The 20,337-nt window shown below is 59.6% G+C and carries 18 protein-coding genes, 7 tRNA genes and 1 pseudogene; all 26 read left to right on the forward strand.

The features are described from left to right. Nucleotides 1–48 precede the first annotated feature (48 nt). The 26 genes and pseudogenes from AC6I6H_RS18920 (at nt 49) to AC6I6H_RS19045 (ending at nt 20,335) form a co-directional block, all read left to right on the forward strand. A tRNA-Ser gene (locus AC6I6H_RS18920) sits at nt 49–134 on the forward strand. 23 nt (nt 135–157) lie between these two features. Next, a tRNA-Met gene (locus AC6I6H_RS18925) sits at nt 158–234 on the forward strand. A 59-nt stretch (nt 235–293) separates the two neighbouring features. After that, nucleotides 294–369 (forward strand) — tRNA-Val (locus AC6I6H_RS18930). 3 nt (nt 370–372) lie between these two features. Further along, nucleotides 373–448 (forward strand) — tRNA-Thr (locus AC6I6H_RS18935). 24 nt (nt 449–472) lie between these two features. After that, nucleotides 473–549: transfer RNA gene (locus AC6I6H_RS18940), tRNA-Asp, on the forward strand. A 24-nt stretch (nt 550–573) separates the two neighbouring features. Then, nucleotides 574–646, forward strand: a tRNA-Phe gene (locus AC6I6H_RS18945). Nucleotides 647–659: 13 nt separating this feature from the next. After that, a tRNA-Tyr gene (locus AC6I6H_RS18950) sits at nt 660–745 on the forward strand. A gap of 181 nt (nt 746–926) precedes the next feature. After that, nucleotides 927–1,868 carry an MraY family glycosyltransferase gene (locus tag AC6I6H_RS18955; protein ID WP_497955561.1) on the forward strand — a complete coding sequence of 314 codons (942 nt, stop codon included), beginning with the start codon at nt 927–929 and terminating at the stop codon, nt 1,866–1,868. A 99-nt stretch (nt 1,869–1,967) separates the two neighbouring features. Next, nucleotides 1,968–3,056 (forward strand): PucR family transcriptional regulator, encoded by a 1,089-nt coding sequence (locus AC6I6H_RS18960; RefSeq protein WP_497955562.1) that lies wholly within the window; start codon nt 1,968–1,970, stop codon nt 3,054–3,056. A 105-nt stretch (nt 3,057–3,161) separates the two neighbouring features. Next, a complete protein-coding gene (locus AC6I6H_RS18965; RefSeq protein WP_497955563.1) occupies nt 3,162–4,286 on the forward strand; it encodes an ABC transporter ATP-binding protein in 1,125 nt (374 codons plus the stop codon). A 143-nt stretch (nt 4,287–4,429) separates the two neighbouring features. Then, nucleotides 4,430–5,371 (forward strand): HPr(Ser) kinase/phosphatase, encoded by a 942-nt coding sequence (hprK, locus tag AC6I6H_RS18970; RefSeq protein ID WP_497955564.1) that lies wholly within the window; start codon nt 4,430–4,432, stop codon nt 5,369–5,371. Between the two features lie 25 nt (nt 5,372–5,396). Further along, nucleotides 5,397–6,320, forward strand: a pseudogene (lgt, locus tag AC6I6H_RS18975) (prolipoprotein diacylglyceryl transferase); the annotation flags it as partial. A gap of 539 nt (nt 6,321–6,859) precedes the next feature. Beyond that, nucleotides 6,860–7,525, forward strand: coding sequence for a pyrophosphatase PpaX (gene ppaX, locus AC6I6H_RS18980; RefSeq protein WP_497955565.1), 666 nt, complete (start codon nt 6,860–6,862; stop codon nt 7,523–7,525). Beyond that, nucleotides 7,510–8,043 (forward strand): acyltransferase, encoded by a 534-nt coding sequence (locus AC6I6H_RS18985; protein ID WP_497955566.1) that lies wholly within the window; start codon nt 7,510–7,512, stop codon nt 8,041–8,043. The genes ppaX and AC6I6H_RS18985 overlap by 16 nt, the downstream gene beginning before the upstream one ends. Before the next feature lie 107 nt (nt 8,044–8,150). Then, nucleotides 8,151–9,398 (forward strand): ATP phosphoribosyltransferase regulatory subunit, encoded by a 1,248-nt coding sequence (locus tag AC6I6H_RS18990; protein WP_497955567.1) that lies wholly within the window; start codon nt 8,151–8,153, stop codon nt 9,396–9,398. Beyond that, nucleotides 9,355–9,987 carry an ATP phosphoribosyltransferase gene (gene hisG, locus AC6I6H_RS18995; RefSeq protein ID WP_497955569.1) on the forward strand — a complete coding sequence of 211 codons (633 nt, stop codon included), beginning with the start codon at nt 9,355–9,357 and terminating at the stop codon, nt 9,985–9,987. The genes AC6I6H_RS18990 and hisG overlap by 44 nt, the downstream gene beginning before the upstream one ends. Before the next feature lie 77 nt (nt 9,988–10,064). Beyond that, nucleotides 10,065–11,354: a histidinol dehydrogenase gene (gene hisD, locus AC6I6H_RS19000; protein WP_497955570.1), complete on the forward strand. Its 1,290-nt coding sequence runs from the start codon at nt 10,065–10,067 to the stop codon at nt 11,352–11,354. Continuing rightward, nucleotides 11,347–12,000 carry an imidazoleglycerol-phosphate dehydratase HisB gene (hisB, locus tag AC6I6H_RS19005; RefSeq protein ID WP_497955572.1) on the forward strand — a complete coding sequence of 218 codons (654 nt, stop codon included), beginning with the start codon at nt 11,347–11,349 and terminating at the stop codon, nt 11,998–12,000. Before hisD ends, hisB begins: the two co-directional genes overlap by 8 nt. Further along, entirely contained in the window at nt 12,001–12,621 is a 621-nt protein-coding gene (hisH, locus tag AC6I6H_RS19010; RefSeq protein ID WP_497955574.1) for an imidazole glycerol phosphate synthase subunit HisH, read from the forward strand. A gap of 47 nt (nt 12,622–12,668) precedes the next feature. Beyond that, nucleotides 12,669–13,409, forward strand: coding sequence for a 1-(5-phosphoribosyl)-5-[(5-phosphoribosylamino)methylideneamino]imidazole-4-carboxamide isomerase (hisA, locus tag AC6I6H_RS19015; RefSeq protein WP_497955576.1), 741 nt, complete (start codon nt 12,669–12,671; stop codon nt 13,407–13,409). A gap of 48 nt (nt 13,410–13,457) precedes the next feature. Further along, nucleotides 13,458–14,216 (forward strand): imidazole glycerol phosphate synthase subunit HisF, encoded by a 759-nt coding sequence (hisF, locus tag AC6I6H_RS19020; RefSeq protein ID WP_497955577.1) that lies wholly within the window; start codon nt 13,458–13,460, stop codon nt 14,214–14,216. After that, on the forward strand, nt 14,213–14,893 hold the full coding sequence (gene hisIE / locus AC6I6H_RS19025) for a bifunctional phosphoribosyl-AMP cyclohydrolase/phosphoribosyl-ATP diphosphatase HisIE (RefSeq protein WP_497955580.1): 681 nt from the start codon (nt 14,213–14,215) through the stop codon (nt 14,891–14,893). Before hisF ends, hisIE begins: the two co-directional genes overlap by 4 nt. A 482-nt stretch (nt 14,894–15,375) precedes the next feature. Next, nucleotides 15,376–16,323, forward strand: a complete 948-nt coding sequence (locus AC6I6H_RS19030; protein WP_497955581.1) for a ribose-phosphate diphosphokinase — start codon at nt 15,376–15,378, stop codon at nt 16,321–16,323. Between the two features lie 137 nt (nt 16,324–16,460). Then, entirely contained in the window at nt 16,461–18,206 is a 1,746-nt protein-coding gene (locus tag AC6I6H_RS19035) for a tetratricopeptide repeat protein (protein ID WP_497955585.1), read from the forward strand. Nucleotides 18,207–18,232: 26 nt separating this feature from the next. After that, nucleotides 18,233–19,180 (forward strand): thioredoxin-disulfide reductase, encoded by a 948-nt coding sequence (gene trxB / locus AC6I6H_RS19040; RefSeq protein WP_497955588.1) that lies wholly within the window; start codon nt 18,233–18,235, stop codon nt 19,178–19,180. Nucleotides 19,181–19,384: 204 nt separating this feature from the next. After that, on the forward strand, nt 19,385–20,335 hold the full coding sequence (locus AC6I6H_RS19045) for an ROK family glucokinase (RefSeq protein WP_497955589.1): 951 nt from the start codon (nt 19,385–19,387) through the stop codon (nt 20,333–20,335). Nucleotides 20,336–20,337 lie beyond the last annotated feature (2 nt).

A 20,337-nucleotide genomic window follows, 5' to 3' on the forward strand; every position in this document is an offset into this window, starting at 1 on the left:
CACTACGCAGATGAAACCTTTTCGCATCCGGTTTTCAGGGAATAATATGGAGAGGTACCCAAGAGGCCGAAGGGGGCGCTTTGCTAAAGCGTTAGGGTGTAACAGCCGCGAGGGTTCGAATCCCTCTCTCTCCGCTCTTCTCTGATTTAAGATTCTTGGCGGCGTAGCTCAGCTGGCTAGAGCGTTCGGTTCATACCCGAAAGGTCGGGGGTTCGATCCCCTCCGCCGCTACCAAAAATACTTCTTGCAAAACCTCAAGCATTGTGGTAACATCTTAAATGTTCGTCACTTTTGGAAGTTTAGCTCAGCTGGGAGAGCATCTGCCTTACAAGCAGAGGGTCGGGGGTTCGATCCCCTCAACTTCCACCATTTGCCGACGTAGCTCAGCTGGTAGAGCAGCGGTATCGTAAACCGCAGGTCGGGGGTTCGAATCCCTTCGTCGGCACCATCATTATTCTTGGTTTTCTATCGCGGAGCCGTGGTGTAGAGGCCTAACATGCCTGCCTGTCACGCAGGAGACCGCGGGTTCGAATCCCGTCGGCTCCGCCATTTTTACACTTGCAACCCCTATTAGGCTCGGTAGCTCAGTCGGTAGAGCAGAGGACTGAAAATCCTCGTGTCGGCGGTTCGATTCCGTCCCGAGCCACTTTTTCTATCTTGGAGGCTTAGCGAAGTGGCCAAACGCAGCAGACTGTAAATCTGTTCTCTGACGAGTTCGGTGGTTCGAATCCATCAGCCTCCACCATTTTCTTCCGACTACCTTCCCTATACAAAACAACGCAAGGAGCCTGCCGGCAGCGGCAGGCTCCTTTTTGATTCCGCCATTTCGCAGGAGACGTTCCTTTCACGGGAATGACCTTAGCGGACTAATGGAGACAGGGCATGGGAACGCTAAGCGCACAGACGTTAACGGACGGAGGGAAAAAATGCGCTATGCGGCTCCCTTATTGACGGCTTCGCTGATTGTCCTTTTGCTGGTGCCGGTTATCCGCCGCTTCGCGCTCCGCATCGGCTTCGTCGACCGGCCGGGACGGCGGAAAATCCATCGGGCGCCCATTCCGCTGCTGGGCGGGGCGGCGCTCTATCTTGGCGTCACGGTGCCTATGCTGCTGTACAGCGGCTGGTCCGCCCAAACCGGTACCGTTCTGACGGGAGGGTCGGCCCTTTTCCTGACCGGTCTTATGGATGATGCTTATAAAACAAGAGGCCGGGAATTTCCCGTCTGGCCCCGGCTATTGGTTTACGCAGGTGCGGCCGCCGTGCCGCTGATGTTCGGCATTTCCATTGAAGGTGTAATGGGGATTGGGCGCTGGATCGCATTCTCTCCTCTTCTGGCCGCCGCCGCCACCATCCTGTGGATGTTTGCGATTCCGAACATGATCAACTTTATCGACGGGGTGGACGGGCTGGCTTCGGGTATTGTTACCATAGCATCGGCGGCGCTTTTTATCGCGGCCGTTTGGCACCGCCAGCCGGAGCCCGGCGTTCTGGCCGCTATTTTATTCGGTGCTTGCCTGGCCTTTCTCGCCTTTAACTTTTACCCGGCACAGATCTTCATGGGGGATGCGGGAGCGGTATTCATCGGCTACACCATTGCGGTTCTGTCGGTAACCGGGTCCTTCAAAAGCGCCGCCGTGCTCTCTTTGCTGGTCCCCTTTCTGGCTCTTGGCGTGCCGATTCTCGATACGTCCATTGTTTTCATCCGCCGGCTGGCGCGGGGAGGGAAGCTGCATAGGGCCGACAAGCTGCACACCCATCATGTGCTTATGCGCTGGGGACTTACCCAGACGCAGACCGTTGCCTTTTTGTATTTGATCGAACTCGCCTTTACGCTGCTTTCGGTGATCGTTCTGATGGCCCTGCGGTGACCGGGGACCTGAATCCGACGGCAAGCGGGCGAGTCCGATTTTTTTTGTGCGGGTTTTGGGGTATGATGGGGAAAAAGCATGCGGCAAGAGGAGTTGGACATGGACGGGGAGAAACTGGGCAATCAACTTGTACGGATCCTGGGGCCGGCTGCCCAAATCCGCCGGATCCCGGCATCGGAATGGAAAAAGCTTGAACAGACGGGCCGCAAAGCGGAAAACGAAAGCCGGGAGGCTCTTTCCTTGCTTGAGCTGAAGGGCGGCGAGGCGCTGGTTCTTGTCATGGACACGCAAAAGCTCTCTGCGGCCGAGCTGCGCCTGGCGGAGCTGGCGATCGAGAACGGGCGCGGCTCCGACAAAAGCAAGGGCGCCGCGCAGACGGGCGAGGAGGAACGCAAGGCTTTGCTGGTGCGGGACTGGGTTTTGGGCCAGCCGGAAGCGGGCGCGTCCGGCGGTGAGCTTCCGGAACCGCTTGCCTCGCATTTCGGCTTTCATCAGAGCCGGATTCCTTTTTTGCTGACCGGCGAGTTTTCGGACGTTCACCGCGTTCCCTACAAGGAGTTTAAGAAGCTGCTGGAGTCCTTTTTTGATACGGAGATCAGCCTGATTCCCCTTTTGGACAAGGAGTGGCTTATTTTTGCGCCCGAAACGCTATTGGCGGAGGGATACGGGGAAGGGGAAGCCGAAGAAACGCTGGAGGATTCGCTGACGGCCATCACGGAAGGGTTATACGAGATGCTGTCGAACGAATGGGTCGGGGAATGCCACCTGGCGGTTCATTACCCGGCGGTTCCGGCCAAAAGCTTGCCGGCTGCGGCCGTCACTCTGCGCGAATCCGTAATACTGGGCAAATCGTTTCATGTGGGCACCAACATTCATTTGCCATGGAAGCTCCGTATGGAAAAGCTGCTTTACGACATTCCGGAGAATCAAAAGCTCTCTTTTGTCACCCAAACGTTCAAGCGTGCGGAACCGGCCCTCGAAGGGGAGATGCTGGCGACGCTGGACAGCTTTTTCGATTCGGAATGCAACGTCAGCGAAACCGCCAAGAAATTGTACATTCACCGGAACACCCTGCTTTACCGGCTGGACAAGTTTAAACAGGAGACGGGTCTGGACGTGCGGGCGTTCAACGACGCGGTGCTGGTCAGGCTTGCGGTGTTATTGTATAAAATCACGAAAAGACCTTAGGTTTTTTGTAAGTCTTGTGCATGGTGTTTTCGGTTTGGATGCGTTATCATAAACATACGGAATTAAAGCAATTGCACTGAAATCATTCATTCGGGAGGAATCACAATGGCAGGCGTCCGTTTGAACCATATTGTTAAGAAGTACCCGGGTACCGATGAAGCAACGGTTAAAGACTTCCACCTTGATATTAAAGATAAGGAATTTCTCGTTCTGGTCGGCGCGTCCGGCTGCGGCAAATCCACCACGCTCCGTATGATCGCGGGCCTGGAGGAAATTACGGAAGGCGAACTGTACATCGGCGACCGTCTGGTTAACGACGTGGCTCCGAAAGACCGCGACATCGCGATGGTGTTCCAGTCCTACGCCCTGTATCCGCACATGAACGTTTATCAAAATATGGCGTTCGGTCTGAAGCTCCGCAAATTCAAGAAAGCCGACATCGACGCTCGCGTCCGCGCAGCGGCGAAAACCCTGGACATCGAGCACCTGCTCGACCGCAAACCGAAGGCTCTGTCCGGCGGTCAACGGCAACGGGTTGCTCTGGGCCGCGCGATTGTCCGCGAACCGCAAGTGTTCCTGATGGACGAACCGCTCTCCAACTTGGACGCCAAACTGCGGGTGCAAATGCGCGCCGAAATCAGCAAGCTGCACAAACGCCTGGGCACGACGTTCATCTACGTAACCCACGACCAAACGGAAGCCATGACCATGGGCCAACGGATCGTCGTTATGGATAAAGGCATCATTCAGCAAGCCGCTACGCCGGAAGAAATCTACAACCACCCGGTTAACATGTTCGTTGCCGGCTTCATCGGATCGCCTTCGATGAACTTCCTGAACGGCACGCTTTCGGAAGAAGGATCGGCCCTGAAGTTCAAAACCCAAGGCGCCAACCTGGAAATTCCGGCAGGCAAAGCCCAAGTTCTTCGCGACAAAGGCTATGTAGGCAAAGAAGTGGTTCTGGGTGTTCGTCCCGAAGACCTCCACGACGAGCCGATCTTCCTGGAAGGGTCCCCGAACTCCGTTGTTAACGCCAACATTGAAGTTTCCGAAAACCTCGGTCACGAAATGTACCTGTACATCAACGGCATCGGCCCCGGCTCCATCATCGCTCGTATCGACGCCCGTTCCGGCCTGAAAGACGGCGGCAACGTGAAGCTGGCGTTCGACATGAACAAAGTGCATTTCTTCGACAAGGATACGACCGAATCGGTCCTCGTGCAAAAATAAGAAGGTACTGCAACCGAAAAGGGTCAGCCATATGGCTGGCCCTTTTCTTGTAGCCGGGGGAGAAGCCCCGTCTCCTTGTTGCTTTCATACGGTAATTCCATTACGATAAAACTATTGGACAAAGAGAAGGAGTTATTCCGACTATGGCGAAAAAAGTAAAGGTTGCCGACCTGGTGAAGCAGTTCAAGATGGAGGTCGTCTGCGGAACGGAAGGCTTGAAGCGGCCGATCACCGTCTCCGATCTTTACCGGCCCGGGCTTGAAATCGCCGGGTACTTTAACTATTATCCGCACGAGCGGGTACAGATTCTGGGCAAAACGGAAACCACCTTTTTGCACACCTTAAGCGAAGATCAACGGCGGGACCGGATCGACCGTCTTGTGTCTATGCCCGATACCCCTTGCATCGTGGTCAGCCGGAACCTTCCGATTCCGGAAGTGCTGCTGGAAGCGGCGGACCAATATGGGCTCCCCGTGCTTCACAGCGCCTTGCCGACCACGACGCTGATCGGACAAACGACGAACTTTTTGGAAAGCAAGCTGGCGCCCTCCACGACCATTCACGGCGTGCTGGTCGACGTTTACGGCATCGGCCTTCTGATCACGGGCTCGAGCGGCATAGGCAAGAGCGAAACGGCGCTTGAACTGGTCAAACGCGGCCATCGGCTGGTAGCGGACGATGCGGTGGAGATCCGGCAGACGGCGGAAAATGTGCTGATCGGCAACCCGCCGGAGCTGATCAAACACCTGCTGGAAATCCGGGGCGTCGGCATTATCAACGTCATGACGCTTTTTGGCGCCGGCGCCGTTCGCAGCAACACCAAAATCAATATGGTCATGCGGCTGGAAACCTGGCAGCAGGAGAAGCAGTACGACCGCCTTGGGCTGGACGAAGAAACCACCCGAATCATCGACACCGACCTGCCCCTTCTGACCATTCCGGTGCGTCCGGGACGGAACCTGGCGGTTATCATCGAAGTGGGCGCTATGAACTACCGGCTCAAGCGGATGGGGTTAAACGCCGCTTTGCAGTTCACGAACAAGCTGACGGAAAGCATAACCGAAGGCGCGGATGAACTGGAATAACTGATTCGGATAAGGGGACAAAACCATGACATTGGCCATCAATAAAATCGCATTCAACATTTTCGGGATACCGGTCCATTGGTACGGGATCATTCTCGCTACGGCCGCTTTGGCAGGCCTTTTTCTCGCCATCCGGGAAGGCAAGCGGTTCAAGATCATTCCCGACTTTTTTATGGATCTGCTGCTCATCGGCGTTCCGTCGGCCTTGGTGGGGGCGCGGCTGTATTATGTGGCCTTTCAATGGGAAGATTACCGGCACAACCTGCTGGATGTCTTTAAAATCTGGGAAGGCGGCATTGCCATTTACGGCGCTCTCATCGGGGCGTTTATCGGGGCATTTTTCTACATTCGGGCGAAAGGGTACACCTTTCTCCGCATTGCGGACATTTGCGCGCCGAGCTTGATCATCGGCCAAATGATCGGCCGGTGGGGCAACTTCGTCAATCAGGAGGCGCACGGCGGCCCGGTTGACGTGAGCATGCTTCGCGATACGCTTCATCTGCCCGCTTTTATCGTAGACAACATGCAGATCAACGGCGTTTACTACCATCCGACGTTCCTCTACGAGTCGCTTTGGAATCTCGTCGGACTGCTTATTTTGCTCTGGCTCAGAAGACGGCCGTTTCTGCGCACCGGGGAACTGCTGTTCAGCTACTTCATCTGGTATTCGATCGGCCGGTTCTTTATCGAAGGGCTGCGCACGGACAGCCTGGCTTTTTCCGGCCCGGCCTGGATGGAGAGCGTCATGAGCGCGCTCTGGTCGCCGATGACGCTGCTTTTTGAACCGGGAGCCCTGGAAACGGGCAAGAACATTCGCAGCTCGCAGGTAGTGGCCGTTTTGCTGGTGCTGGCGGGCATTGCCCTGATCATTATCCGCCGGATGGGCGGATACGCCAAAACGAAATACAACGATCCGATCGTTTCGAGCAAGGCCATTCCCGAAACGGCTGAAACGGCCGCTCCGGTGGGGAGCCTGCCGACCGATGCCGAGCCTCGGCTGATGGCGCACGGAGAGGAGCACGGCCGGTCCGAGGAACGGCCTGCGGATATTCCGGACGCCCCGAAGGGCCCGGAAGTGCCGGCTCCCGCGCAGGAGCCTTCGATTCCGGCCCAGCCGAAGCAGCCGGAGATTCCCGCAGAACCGCGGCCGGACGAAATCCCGGACACGCCTGCACCCGGCGTGCCGGACCAGCCGGAAGTCCCGGCTCCCGAGGAAGTGCCGCCGTTCCGGCAGCTCCCGGAAGTCCCGGAACGGCCGGACCTGCCCGAAATCCCGGACGTCCCGCCGCAGGAAATTCCCCCGCAGCCGGAGAGCCCGGAAGTTCCGGAAGTGCCCGGCGAACCGAACCGTCCGTCCAAGCCGGAGGAAAAATAAACGGTAGCAAGCAATAAATAACGAATTTGAAGACGGGGCGGCGAGGCTGCCCCGTTTTCTTCAAATCCTGCCGGAAAAATACGCTATAGGGCGACAAAACCAAGGAGAACCGGATGATCGATACAGTGCTTTTTGATTTTGACGGGACGATTGTGGACACCAATGAGCTGATTATTTCCACCTTTTTGCATGTTCTGGAGGGCGCCACGCCCGAGCCGTTTACACGCGAGCACATTGTGCCCAACATGGGCAAGCCGCTTGTGGAGCAGATGGCGATGTTTTCCGGGCGTACGAACGTGGATGAACTGGTCAAAGCCTACCGGAAGCGGATGCTGGAAGTGCACGATGAACTGATCCGCGAATTTCCGTACGTCCGGGAAGTGCTGGGGCTGATGCACCGAAAAGGAATCAAGATGGGGCTGGTCACCAACAAAATGAAGCTGACCACCGACCGGGGCCTGAAGCACTTTGGGTTCGAGCCTTACATGCGCGCCGTGGTGACGGCGGATGACGTGGCCGTAAGCAAACCGGACCCCGAAGGGGTGCTGACGGCGATCCGGCTGCTGGAATCGGAGCCCGAACGCACGCTTATGGTCGGGGACAGCCAATACGATCTCATCGCCGGGCAAAAGGCCGGTGCAAAGACGGCGGGGGTGGCCTGGTCGCTGAAGGGCGAAGAATACCTCAACACCTTCCGTCCCGATTACATGCTCCACGATATGCGGGAGCTGCTTGATATCGTGGGGATAAAGAGGGATGCGCTTTGCGACGAAACCTGAAGCATTACCCGGTAACGGGGCCCAACTCCTTATGGCAGGTATACCGGACGGTAAGCCGGTGGAAGGCGATGCGCAATTTTGTGTTTATACAAATTTCCCGGTATTCGCCTTCCCTCCGGTTCAAAAACTGGATCTACCGCCGGGTGCTCGGCATGAAAGTGGGAAAGGACACCTCCTTTGCCCTGATGGCGATGCCCGACGTCTTTTTTCCGGAACTGATCCGGGTCGGGGACAATTCGATCATCGGCTACAACACCACGATTCTCTGCCACGAGTATCTGATCAACGAGTACCGGCTGGGCGAAGTGCGGATCGGCTCGAATGTCATGATCGGGGCGGGCAGCATCATTTTGGCGGGCGTGACGATCGGCGATGGAGCGGTGGTCGGAGCGGGCACGGTGGTCAGCAAAGATGTGGCCCCGGGCAGCTTCGTAGGTGGAAATCCAATGCGCGTGCTGCGGTCTGCAGCCGGTGATGGAGCGGCTGACGCACCAATTGACGAGCCGGAAAGATCGTGATATAGTAACACGTACCGTTTCTTTATTTTGCTAATATGGTAGCGTACTAAAGCGATTAACATAGAACGAGCCTGCGGGTCCGCCCGCTTGGCGGCGAGGTGAAAGGGTTGTCGAAACCAAAAGGATTTGAAAAGCCGACCGGCGTCAAGGATTATGTGCCGGAAGTGGTGGAGCGGCTGCGCAGCGTGGAGTTTCGCGTGCTGGATTGCATGCGGCGCTGGGGCTACCGCCAGATCATGACGCCTACGCTGGAGTTTTACGATACGGTGGGAACGGCGAGCTCGACGACGGACAAGAAGCTGTTCAAGCTGCTTGACCAGAATGGACGGACGCTGGTCCTTCGCTCCGAAATGACCGCTCCGATTGCCCGGGTGGCGTCTTCCCTGCTTCAGGAGGAGCCGCTTCCGCTCCGGCTTTCCTATCATTCCAACGTGTTCCGGGCGTTTGCGGAGGAAGCCGGAAAGGAGTCGGAATTTTTCCAGACCGGCGTCGAGCTGATTGGAGAAGGATCGCCGGAAGCGGACGCGGAGGTGATCGCTTTGGCGATTGCTTCACTGCAGGCGGCGGGGATCGGCGAATTCAAAATTGCGCTGGGTCATGTGGGGTATTTGAACGGTTTGTTCCACGACTCCCTGCCCGGACGCGTTGAGGAGCAGGGCGCGCTGAAAGAATGCCTGATCAACCGGGATTACGTAAAATACCGGCTGCTGCTGGACGGCTTCGGGCTCGAACCGGAAATAAGAAGCGGGCTGGAGGGCATTCTCCGGTTGAGCGGCGGAGAACAGGTCTGCGAGCAGGCGAAGTTTCTCACGGAGGACCCGGTCGCCGTAGAAGCCGTGGAGCATTTATGCGGCATTATCGAGGTGCTGAAGGCGTACGGGGTCAGCGACCGCGTTTTGATCGACCTGACGATGGTCGGAGACTTTTCCTATTATACGGGTATGACGTTTGAAGGCTACGCCTCGGGCCTCGGCTTCCCTGTGGTCAGCGGGGGGCGGTACGACAACCTGCTCACGCAGTTCGGACGGCCCGCTCCGGCGACCGGGTTTGCCATCAAGACGAACCGGGTGCTGGAGATTGCCGGAGATGGCGCAGCCGAGTCCAAGCGGATCTTGATTTTGTATGACCGGGAAAACCGGCCGAAGGCGCTGCGGGAAGCGGCGGCGCTGCGCGCGGAAGGCGCATCCGTGGTGGCGCGCGCCGTGACGGAATCCGGCGAATGGGAAACCGGACCGGAGCAGGACGGAACCTATCGCTGCGAGGGGCGGCTTTATCACGAAATCAGGCGGTTTGCCGGAGAGGAGGGAGCGCATGCCGGAGCTGTTGAAGGTCGCCATGCCGAAAGGCCGCATTAACAAATCCGCCATCCGGCTCTTTCAGGAAGCCGGCTTTGCCATCCCGGACGATCTGGAGGACTCGCGCAAGCTGATCATTCCGGTGCCGGAAGCCGGGATGGAGTTCATCATGGCCAAGCCGGTCGACGTGCCCACTTATGTGGAATACGGCGCTGCGGACGTCGGGATCGTCGGCAAGGACGTGCTGCTGGAGGAAAACCGCGACGTTTACGAGCTGTTGGACCTCGGCATTGCGCGCTGCCGCATGTCGGTGATCGGTCTTCCGGGCTATCAGCCGGAGCTGCACCCGCGCGTGGCGACGAAGTATCCCAATGTTGCCTCCCAATATTTTCGGGAGCAGGGGCAGCAGGTGGAGGTCATCAAGCTGAACGGCTCCATCGAGCTGGCGCCGCTGATCGGCCTCGGCGACCGGATCGTCGACATGGTCGAAACCGGACGGACGCTGCGGGAGAACGGGCTGGTCGAGCTGGAAACGATCTTTCCGATTACGAGCCGCCTGATCGCCAACCGGGTGAGCTACCGGATGAAAAACGAAGCGGTGCAGAGCCTTTGCGACCGGCTGCAGGCGGTTGTTCCGCCGGCGGGCTGAAAGCGCGGGGCGCCGGACTTTAGAAGCGGCGGCCCCCGACAGGGCCGCTCCAGAAGAAACGAAAGGGGAAAAGCGGAATGCGGATCATGGAAGCGGCGGCTTTTGCGCTGGACCGGGAAGTGGACAGCGGAACGGAAGCGCAAAGCCGCACGGTACGGGACATTATCGATGCCGTGCGCGGGGAAGGGGATGCGGCGCTGCATCGTTATACGCAAGCGTTCGACCGGGTGGCGCTGGAGAGCCTGCGGGTGTCGGACGAGGAAATCAAGGAAGCTTGCGGCCGAGCGGAAGGGCCTTTTACAGCTGCGCTGCGGGAAGCGGCCGATAACATCCGGGCCTTTCACGAGAAGCAGAAGCGAAGCAGCTGGATGGACCTGAAGCCGAACGGCACGATGCTCGGCCAGGTGATCCGGCCGCTGAACCGCGTCGGCCTCTACGTGCCGGGCGGAAAGGCCGCTTATCCGTCCTCCGTTTTGATGAACGCCATCCCGGCGCAGGTGGCGGGCGTGAAGGAGATCGTCATGGTGACGCCTCCGGCCACCGCCGGCGAAGAGGGCATCAACCCGTACGTACTGGCCGCCGCGCAGCTTTGCGGCATTACGGAAATTTACCGGGTAGGGGGGGCGCAGGCCGTGGCCGCGCTGGCTTACGGCACGGAAACGATCGGGCGGGTCGACAAGATCGTCGGCCCGGGCAACATCTACGTCGCGTTGGCCAAGCGGGCCGTGTTCGGAGCCGTCGACATCGACAGCATCGCCGGGCCGAGCGAAATCGTGGTGCTGGCGGATGACAGCGCCGATCCGGCCTTCATCGCGGCCGATCTTTTGTCTCAGGCCGAGCATGACGAGATGGCCTCGGCGGTGCTGGTGACGCCAAGCCGGAAGCTGGCGGAAGCGGTGAGCGCGGAGGTGGAAGCGCAGCTGACGGCGCTCCCGAAGCGGGGCATTGCAGAAGCGTCCATCCGCGATTACGGAGCCATCCTGCTGGTCGACAGCCTGGACGAAGGCATCGCCGCCGTCAATCGTCTGGCGCCCGAGCACCTGGAAGTGGTGACGGAGGACCCTTACGCGCTGCTGGGCCGGATTGAGAACGCGGGCGCGATCTTCCTCGGACCGTACAGCTCGGAGCCGGTCGGCGACTACTTCGCGGGCCCCAACCACGTTTTGCCGACGAACGGCACGGCCCGCTTTTCCTCCCCTCTGTCGGTGGACGACTTTATCAAGAAATCGAGCATCATCGCCTACAGCCGCGAGGACATGGCGGCGAATGGAGCCAAAATCGTGACGCTGGCGCGCGGCGAAGGGCTGGACGCCCATGCAAACGCCGTCGCGCTGCGGCTGGACAAGGAGGGAATCGCGCATGACTGAACAAGAGAAGCCGAACCGGAACGGCGCGAACGCCGCCTCATCCGGAATTCCGGAAGGCGCTTCGCGCTCCGCTTCCGTCGCACGGAAAACCGGCGAGACCGACATCGACCTTACAGTGGGACTCGACGGCTCGGGTCAGGTGGAGATTGAGACGGATGTGCCTTTTCTGAACCATATGCTCGACCTGTTCGCCAAGCACGGCCAGTTTGACCTGAAGCTGCGGGCAACCGGCGACGTCGATGTGGACGACCACCATACGGTGGAAGACATCGGGATTTGCCTCGGGCAGGCGATCCGCGAAGCGCTGGGCACGAAAGCCGGCATCAAGCGGTACGCCAGTGTGTTTATCCCGATGGACGAGGCGCTGGCCCAAGTGGTGATCGACCTGAGCAACCGGCCGCACCTTGAATACCGGGCCGAATACCCGTCCGCCCAGATCGGCAGCTTTCAGACGGAGCTGGTGCATGAATTCCTGTGGAAGCTCGCGCTGGAGGCGCGGATGACCCTTCACGTCATCGTGCATTACGGCAAAAATACGCATCATATGGTTGAGGCGGTCTTCAAGGCGCTGGGCCGGGCGCTGGACGAAGCGTCGGGCTTCGATCCGCGCGTCAAGGGGGTTCCTTCGACGAAAGGAGTGCTCTAGATGATCGCCATCATCGACTATGGCATGGGCAATCTGCACAGCGTCAGCAAAGCGCTGGAGCGGCTTGGCGTGCAGAGCTGCATCGCCTCGGACGAAGCCGCGCTGATGCAGGCCGACGGAGCGATTCTGCCGGGCGTCGGCGCATTCGGAGACGCCATGAAGGAGCTGCGGCAGACAGGCCTGGAGGAAGCGGTCAAACGGTACGCGGCCGCAGGCAAGCCGCTTTTGGGCATCTGCCTGGGCATGCAGCTTTTGTTCACGCGCAGCGAGGAGCACGGGCAGCATGAAGGCCTTGATCTGCTTCCGGGCGATGTCGTCCGCTTTCGCGGCGACTACAAGGTGCCCCATATGGGCTGGAACAAGCTGTCGTTCTTGCAGGAAAGCCCGTTGTTTCGCGGGCTGGAGGAAGGGCATGTCTATTTTGTGCATTCCTATTACGCGACGGTCGGGAAGCCGGAGGATTTGCTGGCGACCGCCGATTACCACCAGCCCGTAACAGCGATTGTGGGACGGGGCAACGTGTACGGCATGCAGTTTCACCCGGAAAAAAGCGGGGAGCTCGGCATGCGGCTGCTCGCCAATTTTACGGCGTTGTGCAAGCCGCAGGCGGGCGGCCAATAACCTGAACGGCTTGGAGAGCGATTTACTTAGGAGCGGAGGAGAGCAGCTTGGCGTTTACCTTATACCCCGCCATCGACATACGCGGCGGAAAATGCGTTCGTCTGGTGCAGGGAGACTATAACCGCGAGACGGTGTATCACGACAGCCCGCTGGAAGCGGCCAAAGCCTGGGCTGCGCAGGGAGCGGAATGGATTCATCTGGTTGATCTGGACGGAGCCAAAGCGGGGCACCCGATCAACCACGAGGTGATCGGGGAGATCGCCCGCGCGACCGGCGTGCCGGTGCAAACCGGCGGCGGCCTGCGGACGGTGCGCGACGTCGAGCTGCTGCTGTCGCTCGGCGTGTCGCGCGTCATTCTCGGCACTGCGGCGATCGAGGACCGGCCGTTCGTCACGCGGACGCTGGCCGAATACGGCGATCGCGTCGCCATCGGCATCGACGCCCGGGACGGCAAAGTCGCCACGCGCGGCTGGCTGGAAACCTCCGAGGTGCTGGCGGAAGAGCTTGCCGCAAGCCTGGCCGCCGAAGGAGCGTCGACGTTCATCTTCACCGACATCTCCCGGGACGGGATGATGGGCGGCCCGAACGTCGAATCGATTGTCCGGCTGGCGCGCGCCTCCGGGCGGCCCGTGATCGCCTCGGGGGGCGTCAGCCGCTACGAGGATCTGGAGCGGCTCGCGGGCCACGAAGCGGACGGCGTAGCCGGAGCCATCGTCGGCAAAGCGCTGTACACCGGCGGAATCGAGCTGGCCGAAGCGCACCGCCGGCTGGGCCGGACCGCCCGCTGACGGAGCCTTTCGGCTGCAAAAAACCTGAAACCCGAAGGAGGGCCGGCCATGCTGGCAAAACGCATCATTCCCTGCCTCGACGTGAAAGACGGGCGCGTCGTCAAAGGCGTTAATTTCGTCAACCTCCGCGATGCGGGCGATCCGGTCGAGCTGGCCGCCCTGTACGACCGGGAAGGAGCCGACGAGTTGGTATTTCTCGATATTTCGGCGTCCCACGAAGGGCGCGCGACCATGGTCGACGTGGTGCGCCGCACCGCCGGAGAAATCACCATTCCGTTTACGGTCGGCGGCGGCATTTCCAGCGTCGACGACATGAAGCGCCTTCTGCGCGCCGGAGCGGATAAAATCGGAATCAACACTGCAGCCGTGGTCAATCCGCAGCTGATCGCCGACGGAGCGGTCCGCTTCGGGAACCAGTGCATCGTGGTGGCGATCGACGCGAAGTTTAACCCCGAATGGAACGAGTGGGAGGTTTACACGCACGGCGGCCGGAAGCCGACCGGCATCCGGGCACTGGAATGGGCGGAAAGGGCCGAGCGGCTGGGTGCAGGCGAGCTTCTGCTCACCAGCATGGACGCCGACGGCACGAAGGACGGCTTCGATCTTCCCTTGACGTCTGCAGTTTCGTCGCACGTGGGCATTCCCGTTATCGCTTCCGGGGGAGCGGGCACGAGCCGGCATTTTTACGACGCCTTCACCGAAGGCAAAGCGGACGCGGGGCTGGCCGCGAGCATTTTTCATTATAAGGAACTGGGCATTGGGGAAATCAAACGCGAACTGAAGGAAAAGGGAGTGGAAGTCCGGTGACGGAAGAAGCGAGCAACACGACGGAGAATCGGCTGGGGCAAATCAAATGGGATGCGTCGGGGCTGGTTCCCGCCATCGTTCAGGACGATGCGAGCAAGGAAGTGCTGATGCTGGCCTACATGAACCGCGAGTCGCTGGCCCGCACCCTGGAGACGGGCGAGACGTGGTTCTGGAGCCGGTCGCGGCAGGAGCTGTGGAACAAAGGGGCCTCTTCGGGCCACGTACAGCGCGTCCGCTCGGTCCAATACGACTGCGACGCCGATACGCTGCTGGTCCGTGTCGTGCCGGCCGGACCGGCCTGCCACAACGGAACCTACACCTGCTTTACCGAATCCCTGCCGGTTCAGGGGGCGGAGGCGGAAGGCCAAAGCGCCGCCGCGGCGGAATCCGACCGGTTCCGGATGCTGGGCGTGCTGGAGAGCGTGATCGCCAAGCGCGATGCCGAGCGGCCGGAAGGCGCATACACGACCTATCTGTTCGAGAAGGGCATCGACAAAATCCTCAAAAAAATCGGAGAGGAAACCGCGGAGGTGATCATCGCCGCCAAAAACCGGAGCGCCGACGAGCTCCGCTACGAGGCGAGCGATCTGATTTTCCATCTGCTGGTGCTTCTGCGGGAAGCCAAGCTGCCGCTGGACGAGCTGATGGCGGAGCTGGACCGCAGGCATAACAAATAGACCGGACGAGCGCAGGCGCCGTTCTGCAGGGCTTAAAGCCGGGCACAAGTGTCAGACCGGAATGGGCCAAAACAAATAGCAGAATCCCGCAGCCGTACGGCGCGGGATTCTTTCGTCTTCTCCACGGCAGACCGTATAAATCGGAAAATTCGGGCAAAACGGTCTTTACCCTTTTGAAATGGGACTTGAAACAGGTATAATGGAACCAGAACGGACTGCATTGTGAAGATTTACTGACAATCTGTCCGCTTTTGCTCGCGCCGCCGTTTTTTGCATTACACTGGATGAGCACCATCACGAACCGCACCAAGCGCGCGTCGCCAGCCGGATTGACACCGTTCGACCGCGTGCAGCATACGTGACTCCCCCGCCGAATGTGACAGAGCCTGTCCGGCTTGCCGGATAAGGGAGGGGGCTGGCCCCTTACATAAGGAGTACCGCGAAAGCGGAGGGAGAAACGCACTATTAATAGGAGGTCTAAAATGAACGGCAATTTGAAGATTTTTTCGGGATCATCGAATCCAAAGCTCGCGGAGGACATTTGCAGGGTTTTGGACCGGCCTTTGGGAAAGGTCAAGCTGTCCCGATTCAAAAGCGGCGAACTCTACGCACTCTACGAGGAACCGGTCCGCAATTGCGACGTGTTTATCGTCCAGACGTTCTCGCATCCGATCAACGAGCACCTGGTGGAGCTCATGGTCATGATCGACGCCGCCAAACGGGCTTCCGCCCGCACCATCAACTTGGTCGTGCCCTATTACGGCTATTCGCGCCAGGAACGGAAAGCGGCTCCCCGCGAACCGATCTCGGCCAAAATGGTCGCCGACGTTCTGACGACGGTAGGCGCGGACCGGGTCATCACGGTGGATCTTCATGCTGCCGCCATTCAAGGCTTCTTTAACATTCCCGTCGACCATCTGACGGCGCTTGATCTGATCAGCGACTACATCCGCAAGAAAAACATCGTGGACCCGATCGTCGTTTCGCCCGATGCCGGACGCGCAACGACGGCGGAACGGCTCGCGAACATTTTGAATGCGCCGTTTGCCATCATGATCAAAAAACGCCCCTCCCATAACGAATCGGTGATCACCCACGTCATCGGGGAAGTGGAAGGCCGCACGCCGATCATCATCGAAGACCTGATCGACACCGGCACCACGATCGTAAACGTTGTCGAAGGCCTGCGCGAGCGCGGCGCCCACGATGCGTACGTCTGCGCGACTCACCCGGTCTTTTCGGGTCCGGCCCTGCAGCGCCTCGATCACCCGAACATCCGCGAGGTCGTCATCACCGACACCATTGCCATTCCCGAGGACGCCGCGTCGCGCTTCCACGTGATTTCCGTTGCGCCGCTTCTGGCCAATGCGATTCACATTGTCATGGAAGGCGGCTCGATCAGCTCGCTGTTCAAGTACGGCGGGGTGTAACGCATTCTGCATGTTTTTTCGCCACAACCGGGCGGAGGCCGCGACGAGTGCAACGAAACCGGCGGCTTTCGCCTTTTTACGCCTAAATCGGCTTGTCAGTTTTTGTTTTGTTTGTCTGAGAGAGGAGGTGCTTGCCCGTGGAAAAGAAAAAAGCGGTCGATAGCACATTAAAACCGAACCTGATCCCGCTGAAAATCGACGCGACGTTCTTCTTCGAGCGAGCGGTCCGCTCCTTGGACCGGTGCCATTACGACAAGGCGCTGAAGTATTTCCGCAAAGCCGTCGAATACGAACCGGAGAACCCGGTTAATCACTGCAACCTGGCGGGGGTCTACGCCGAGCTGGGCAATTTTCAGGAATCGAACGAAATTTTATTGAACATTTTGGAGCAGCTGGATCCGGCCATGTCGGAATGCTACTATTACCTGGCCAACAATTACGCGAACATGGACGATTTCGAATCCGCCGAGCAGGCAATCCTTCGGTATCTGGAGACGGATGCGGAGGGAATCTATGTGGAAGAGGCCGAGGAAATGATCGAGCTCCTGTCCTATGAGCTGGATCGTCCGATTCCGATCCGTTTCGTCAAGAGCCGCGAAGGGGTATATGAGCATGACGAAGCCCGCCGTCTTCTGGAGGAAGGGCGTTTTGTCGAAGCCGCGCGCGTTTTGGAGAAGCTCGTCAAGAAGTTCCCGGATTTCCTGGCCGCCCGCAACAACCTGGCGCTGGCTTACTATTACCTCGGCAAGTTTGAAAAGGCGCTGGACACGGTGCGGGAAGTGCTGGAGATGGAGCCGGGCAACCTGCACGCATTGTGCAACCTGGCGATTTTCTACCAGAACCTCGGCGACACGGAGGAGCTGGAGAAGCTGTCCGGCCAGCTGCGCAAAATGTACCCGTTCCACTCCGAATACCTGTTCAAGCTGGCGACCACCATGGGCATTCTTGGCGATCACGAATCGGCTTACCGCCTGTTCGGCCGTTTGCTCAAGACGGGCGGGGAAGAGCTGGACCCGAGCCTGTACCATTACCTGGCGGTAGCGTCGTTCAATACCGGCCGCTTCGCGGAAGCGCGCAAGCGGTGGCGGCAGGCCGAGAAGGCCGATCCGCGCCCGGAGATCGCCCGCTTCTATCTGGCGCAGCTGGAGCAGGGCCGGGAAGCCGGCGTGTTCCTTCATTATCACTATCATCTTCCCTTTGAAGAGCAGTTTGCGTTCCTGCGCGCCGAGAAGGATTCGGTTTCCGACCGCGTCAAGCGGGACCCGCTGGTCCGTTCCTCGTTTTTCTGGGGGCTGCGGCACGGCGATCCGCACACCAAGCTGCAGGTTATCCAGGCCTTTGGCGCCATCGCGGATTCGGAGTCGGAGGCGGCCCTGCGCGACTTCATTCTAAACCCTGAAGAGAACGAATATTTGAAAAGGGTAGCCATTTTTGCCCTGCGCAGCATGGGCGTGGAGGAGCCGCTGAAGGCCGATATGGGAAGCGGAACGACCACGGTCGCCGCCTCTCCGTTCTCGCCTTCGCTGCCCGAGTGGGATGTCCGCTGGCAGGAGGTGCTGGAGCTGGCCCTCCGCCACATGAGCAAGCGGTATGATATGGTGCAGCAGTACGACCTGGAAACCCTCTGGGTGGAATACTTGACCCGGGTTTATCCGCTCAAGCCGAGAATTGCCAAGGTCGAAGGCTGGTCGGCGGCGCTGGAATACCTGACGGCGAAGATGCACCGCCGAACGGTCTCGTATGAAGAGGTCGCCGCCCGTTACGGCATTTCGGCCGGAACGGTCAGCCGGACCGTCAAGAAGATCGACGAAGCCTGCGGCCTGAAGGAAAAGATGGAAGCGGTGTTCGGCATGCTGGAACAGGGAGCGCCGCGCCGCGTCTGAATTTACTACCAAAGGAGGAAGCTGTGATGTACAAATGCGTTGTTATCGGAACCGGCCCGTCGGGCCTGACCGCCGCCATTTACCTGGCGCGCGCCAACCTGAACCCGCTGGTCATCGAAGGCCCCGAGCCGGGCGGCCAGCTGACGACCACCACCGAAGTCGAGAACTTCCCGGGTTTTCCGCAGGGCATCATGGGCCCTGAGCTGATGGCCAACATGCGGCAGCAGGCGGAGCGCTTCGGAGCGGAATTCCGCACGAGCTGGGTGACGAAAGCCGATTTGTCCAAGCAGCCGTTTACGCTGACGCTGGAGAACGGGACGGAAATCGTAACCGAAAGCCTCATCATCTCGACCGGCGCGTCCGCCCGGTACCTGGGCATTCCGGGCGAGCGGGATAACGTCGGCCGCGGCGTCAGCACCTGCGCCACGTGCGACGGCTTCTTTTTCCGCAACAAGAAAATCATCGTGGTCGGCGGCGGCGATTCGGCGATGGAGGAAGCGCATTTCCTGACCCGCTTCGCGAGCGAGGTGCGGGTCGTGCACCGGCGAGAGGAGCTGCGCGCGTCCAAAATCATGCAGGACCGCTCCCGCCAGAACCCGAAGGTTGTCTGGAGCCTGAACCGCGTTCCTGTCGAAGTGGTGTCCGGGGACAAGGGCGTCGTCGGCTTGAAGGTCCGGAACAACGCGACGGGCGAAGAGGAGCTGCTGGAAGCCGACGGCATCTTCGTCGCCATCGGCCATACGCCGAACACCGGCTTCCTGGAAGGGCAGCTGAAAACCGACGAGCAGGGCTATATCGTGGTTGACCCGGGCACAACCCGCACGAACATCACGGGCGTCTTTGCCTGCGGCGACGTGCAGGACCACCGGTACCGGCAGGCCATCACGGCGGCCGGAAGCGGATGCATGGCCGCACTGGACTGCGAGAAGTACCTGGAAGGCCAGATGGTGCACGACTGGAGCCAATCGCTCTAAAGCCGGCGTGCCGTTTCCAGCGATTTCCCACCCGGCCGCTGTCCGGCGGACGGACCCTACGAAACCCGCCGCAAAGCCGTCAAAACCCGCCGCCGAGGCGGGTTTTGCTGCGGCTGGAACCGGCAAGGATTCCTTGACCGCACCCGGACGAAGCCTTATAGTTGGAACAAGAGAAAGTAAACCATTTGTAGAGGTGACACTTGAATGTCTGGTAAAATTTATGTCGGCGTCGACTTGGGCGGAACCAACATCAAAGTCGGCATTTGCGACGAGAACGGCAAGCTGCTGAATACGTTTGAAGGCCCGACCGGCTCGGAAGAAGGAGCCGATGGAGTGTTGGAACGCATCGCGCAGTACAGCCGCTCGATCGTGGCGAATTCGGCTTACGAATGGGACCAAGTGGCCGGCATTGGCGCCGGAATCGCGGGCTTCATGGACATTCCGGAAGGGTTCGTCAAGCTTTCCGTAAACCTGGGATGGCAGAACGTGCCCGTGAAGAAGGTGCTCGAGCAGAAGCTCGGCAAGCCAGTTACCATTGACAACGATGCCAACGTGGCGGCTTTGGGAGAAGCCTGGAGCGGAGCGGGTGCGGGCATTTCCAACCTGGTCTGCTATACGCTCGGAACCGGAGTCGGTGGCGGCATTATTATAAATGGCAAAATTTATCAAGGCTTCAGCGGCATGGCGGGCGAGCTTGGCCACATGTCGGTTGTGCCGGATCTGGAAGCGATCCAGTGCAACTGCGGGCAAACCGGCTGCCTGGAAACCGTCTCCTCCGCGACCGGAATCGTCCGTATGGCGAAGGACGCGGTGGAACGCGGGGATAAAACCTCGCTGGCCATGATCCAATCCCTGACGGCCAAGGACGTGTTCGACACGGCCAAAGCCGGCGACGAAGTAGCCCTGCGCATCGTGAACCGGGCGGCTTATTACCTGGGCCGCTCCATGGCGACCCTGGCGGTGATTCTCAATCCGCAGCGGTTTATCGTGGGCGGCGGCGTGGCCAAAGCCGGCGACATTCTGTTCCAGCCGATCCGGGAGCATTTCCGCAAATACACGCCGGAGCAGGCGTATGAGGGCGTGGACATCGTTCCCGCTACGCTCGGAAACGACGCCGGAGTGGTCGGCGCGGCCGGCTTGAACCTGCCCCGCTAACC

This window comes from Gorillibacterium sp. sgz306347, assembly GCF_059735245.1.

What these genes read in the sequence shown, in the direction of transcription:
- hisG (WP_497955569.1), top strand. Translation starts at nt 9,355, where the DNA reads ATGCCGGAGCTGTTGAAGGTCGCCATGCCGAAAGGCCGCATTAACAAA.
- AC6I6H_RS19030 (WP_497955581.1), top strand. Translation starts at nt 15,376, where the DNA reads ATGAACGGCAATTTGAAGATTTTTTCGGGATCATCGAATCCAAAGCTC.
- trxB (WP_497955588.1), top strand. Translation starts at nt 18,233, where the DNA reads ATGTACAAATGCGTTGTTATCGGAACCGGCCCGTCGGGCCTGACCGCC.
- hisD (WP_497955570.1), top strand. Translation starts at nt 10,065, where the DNA reads ATGCGGATCATGGAAGCGGCGGCTTTTGCGCTGGACCGGGAAGTGGAC.
- AC6I6H_RS18960 (WP_497955562.1), top strand. Translation starts at nt 1,968, where the DNA reads ATGGACGGGGAGAAACTGGGCAATCAACTTGTACGGATCCTGGGGCCG.
- hisB (WP_497955572.1), top strand. Translation starts at nt 11,347, where the DNA reads ATGACTGAACAAGAGAAGCCGAACCGGAACGGCGCGAACGCCGCCTCA.
- hprK (WP_497955564.1), top strand. Translation starts at nt 4,430, where the DNA reads ATGGCGAAAAAAGTAAAGGTTGCCGACCTGGTGAAGCAGTTCAAGATG.
- hisF (WP_497955577.1), top strand. Translation starts at nt 13,458, where the DNA reads ATGCTGGCAAAACGCATCATTCCCTGCCTCGACGTGAAAGACGGGCGC.
- ppaX (WP_497955565.1), top strand. Translation starts at nt 6,860, where the DNA reads ATGATCGATACAGTGCTTTTTGATTTTGACGGGACGATTGTGGACACC.
- hisH (WP_497955574.1), top strand. Translation starts at nt 12,001, where the DNA reads ATGATCGCCATCATCGACTATGGCATGGGCAATCTGCACAGCGTCAGC.
- AC6I6H_RS18955 (WP_497955561.1), top strand. Translation starts at nt 927, where the DNA reads ATGCGCTATGCGGCTCCCTTATTGACGGCTTCGCTGATTGTCCTTTTG.
- AC6I6H_RS19045 (WP_497955589.1), top strand. Translation starts at nt 19,385, where the DNA reads ATGTCTGGTAAAATTTATGTCGGCGTCGACTTGGGCGGAACCAACATC.
- AC6I6H_RS18965 (WP_497955563.1), top strand. Translation starts at nt 3,162, where the DNA reads ATGGCAGGCGTCCGTTTGAACCATATTGTTAAGAAGTACCCGGGTACC.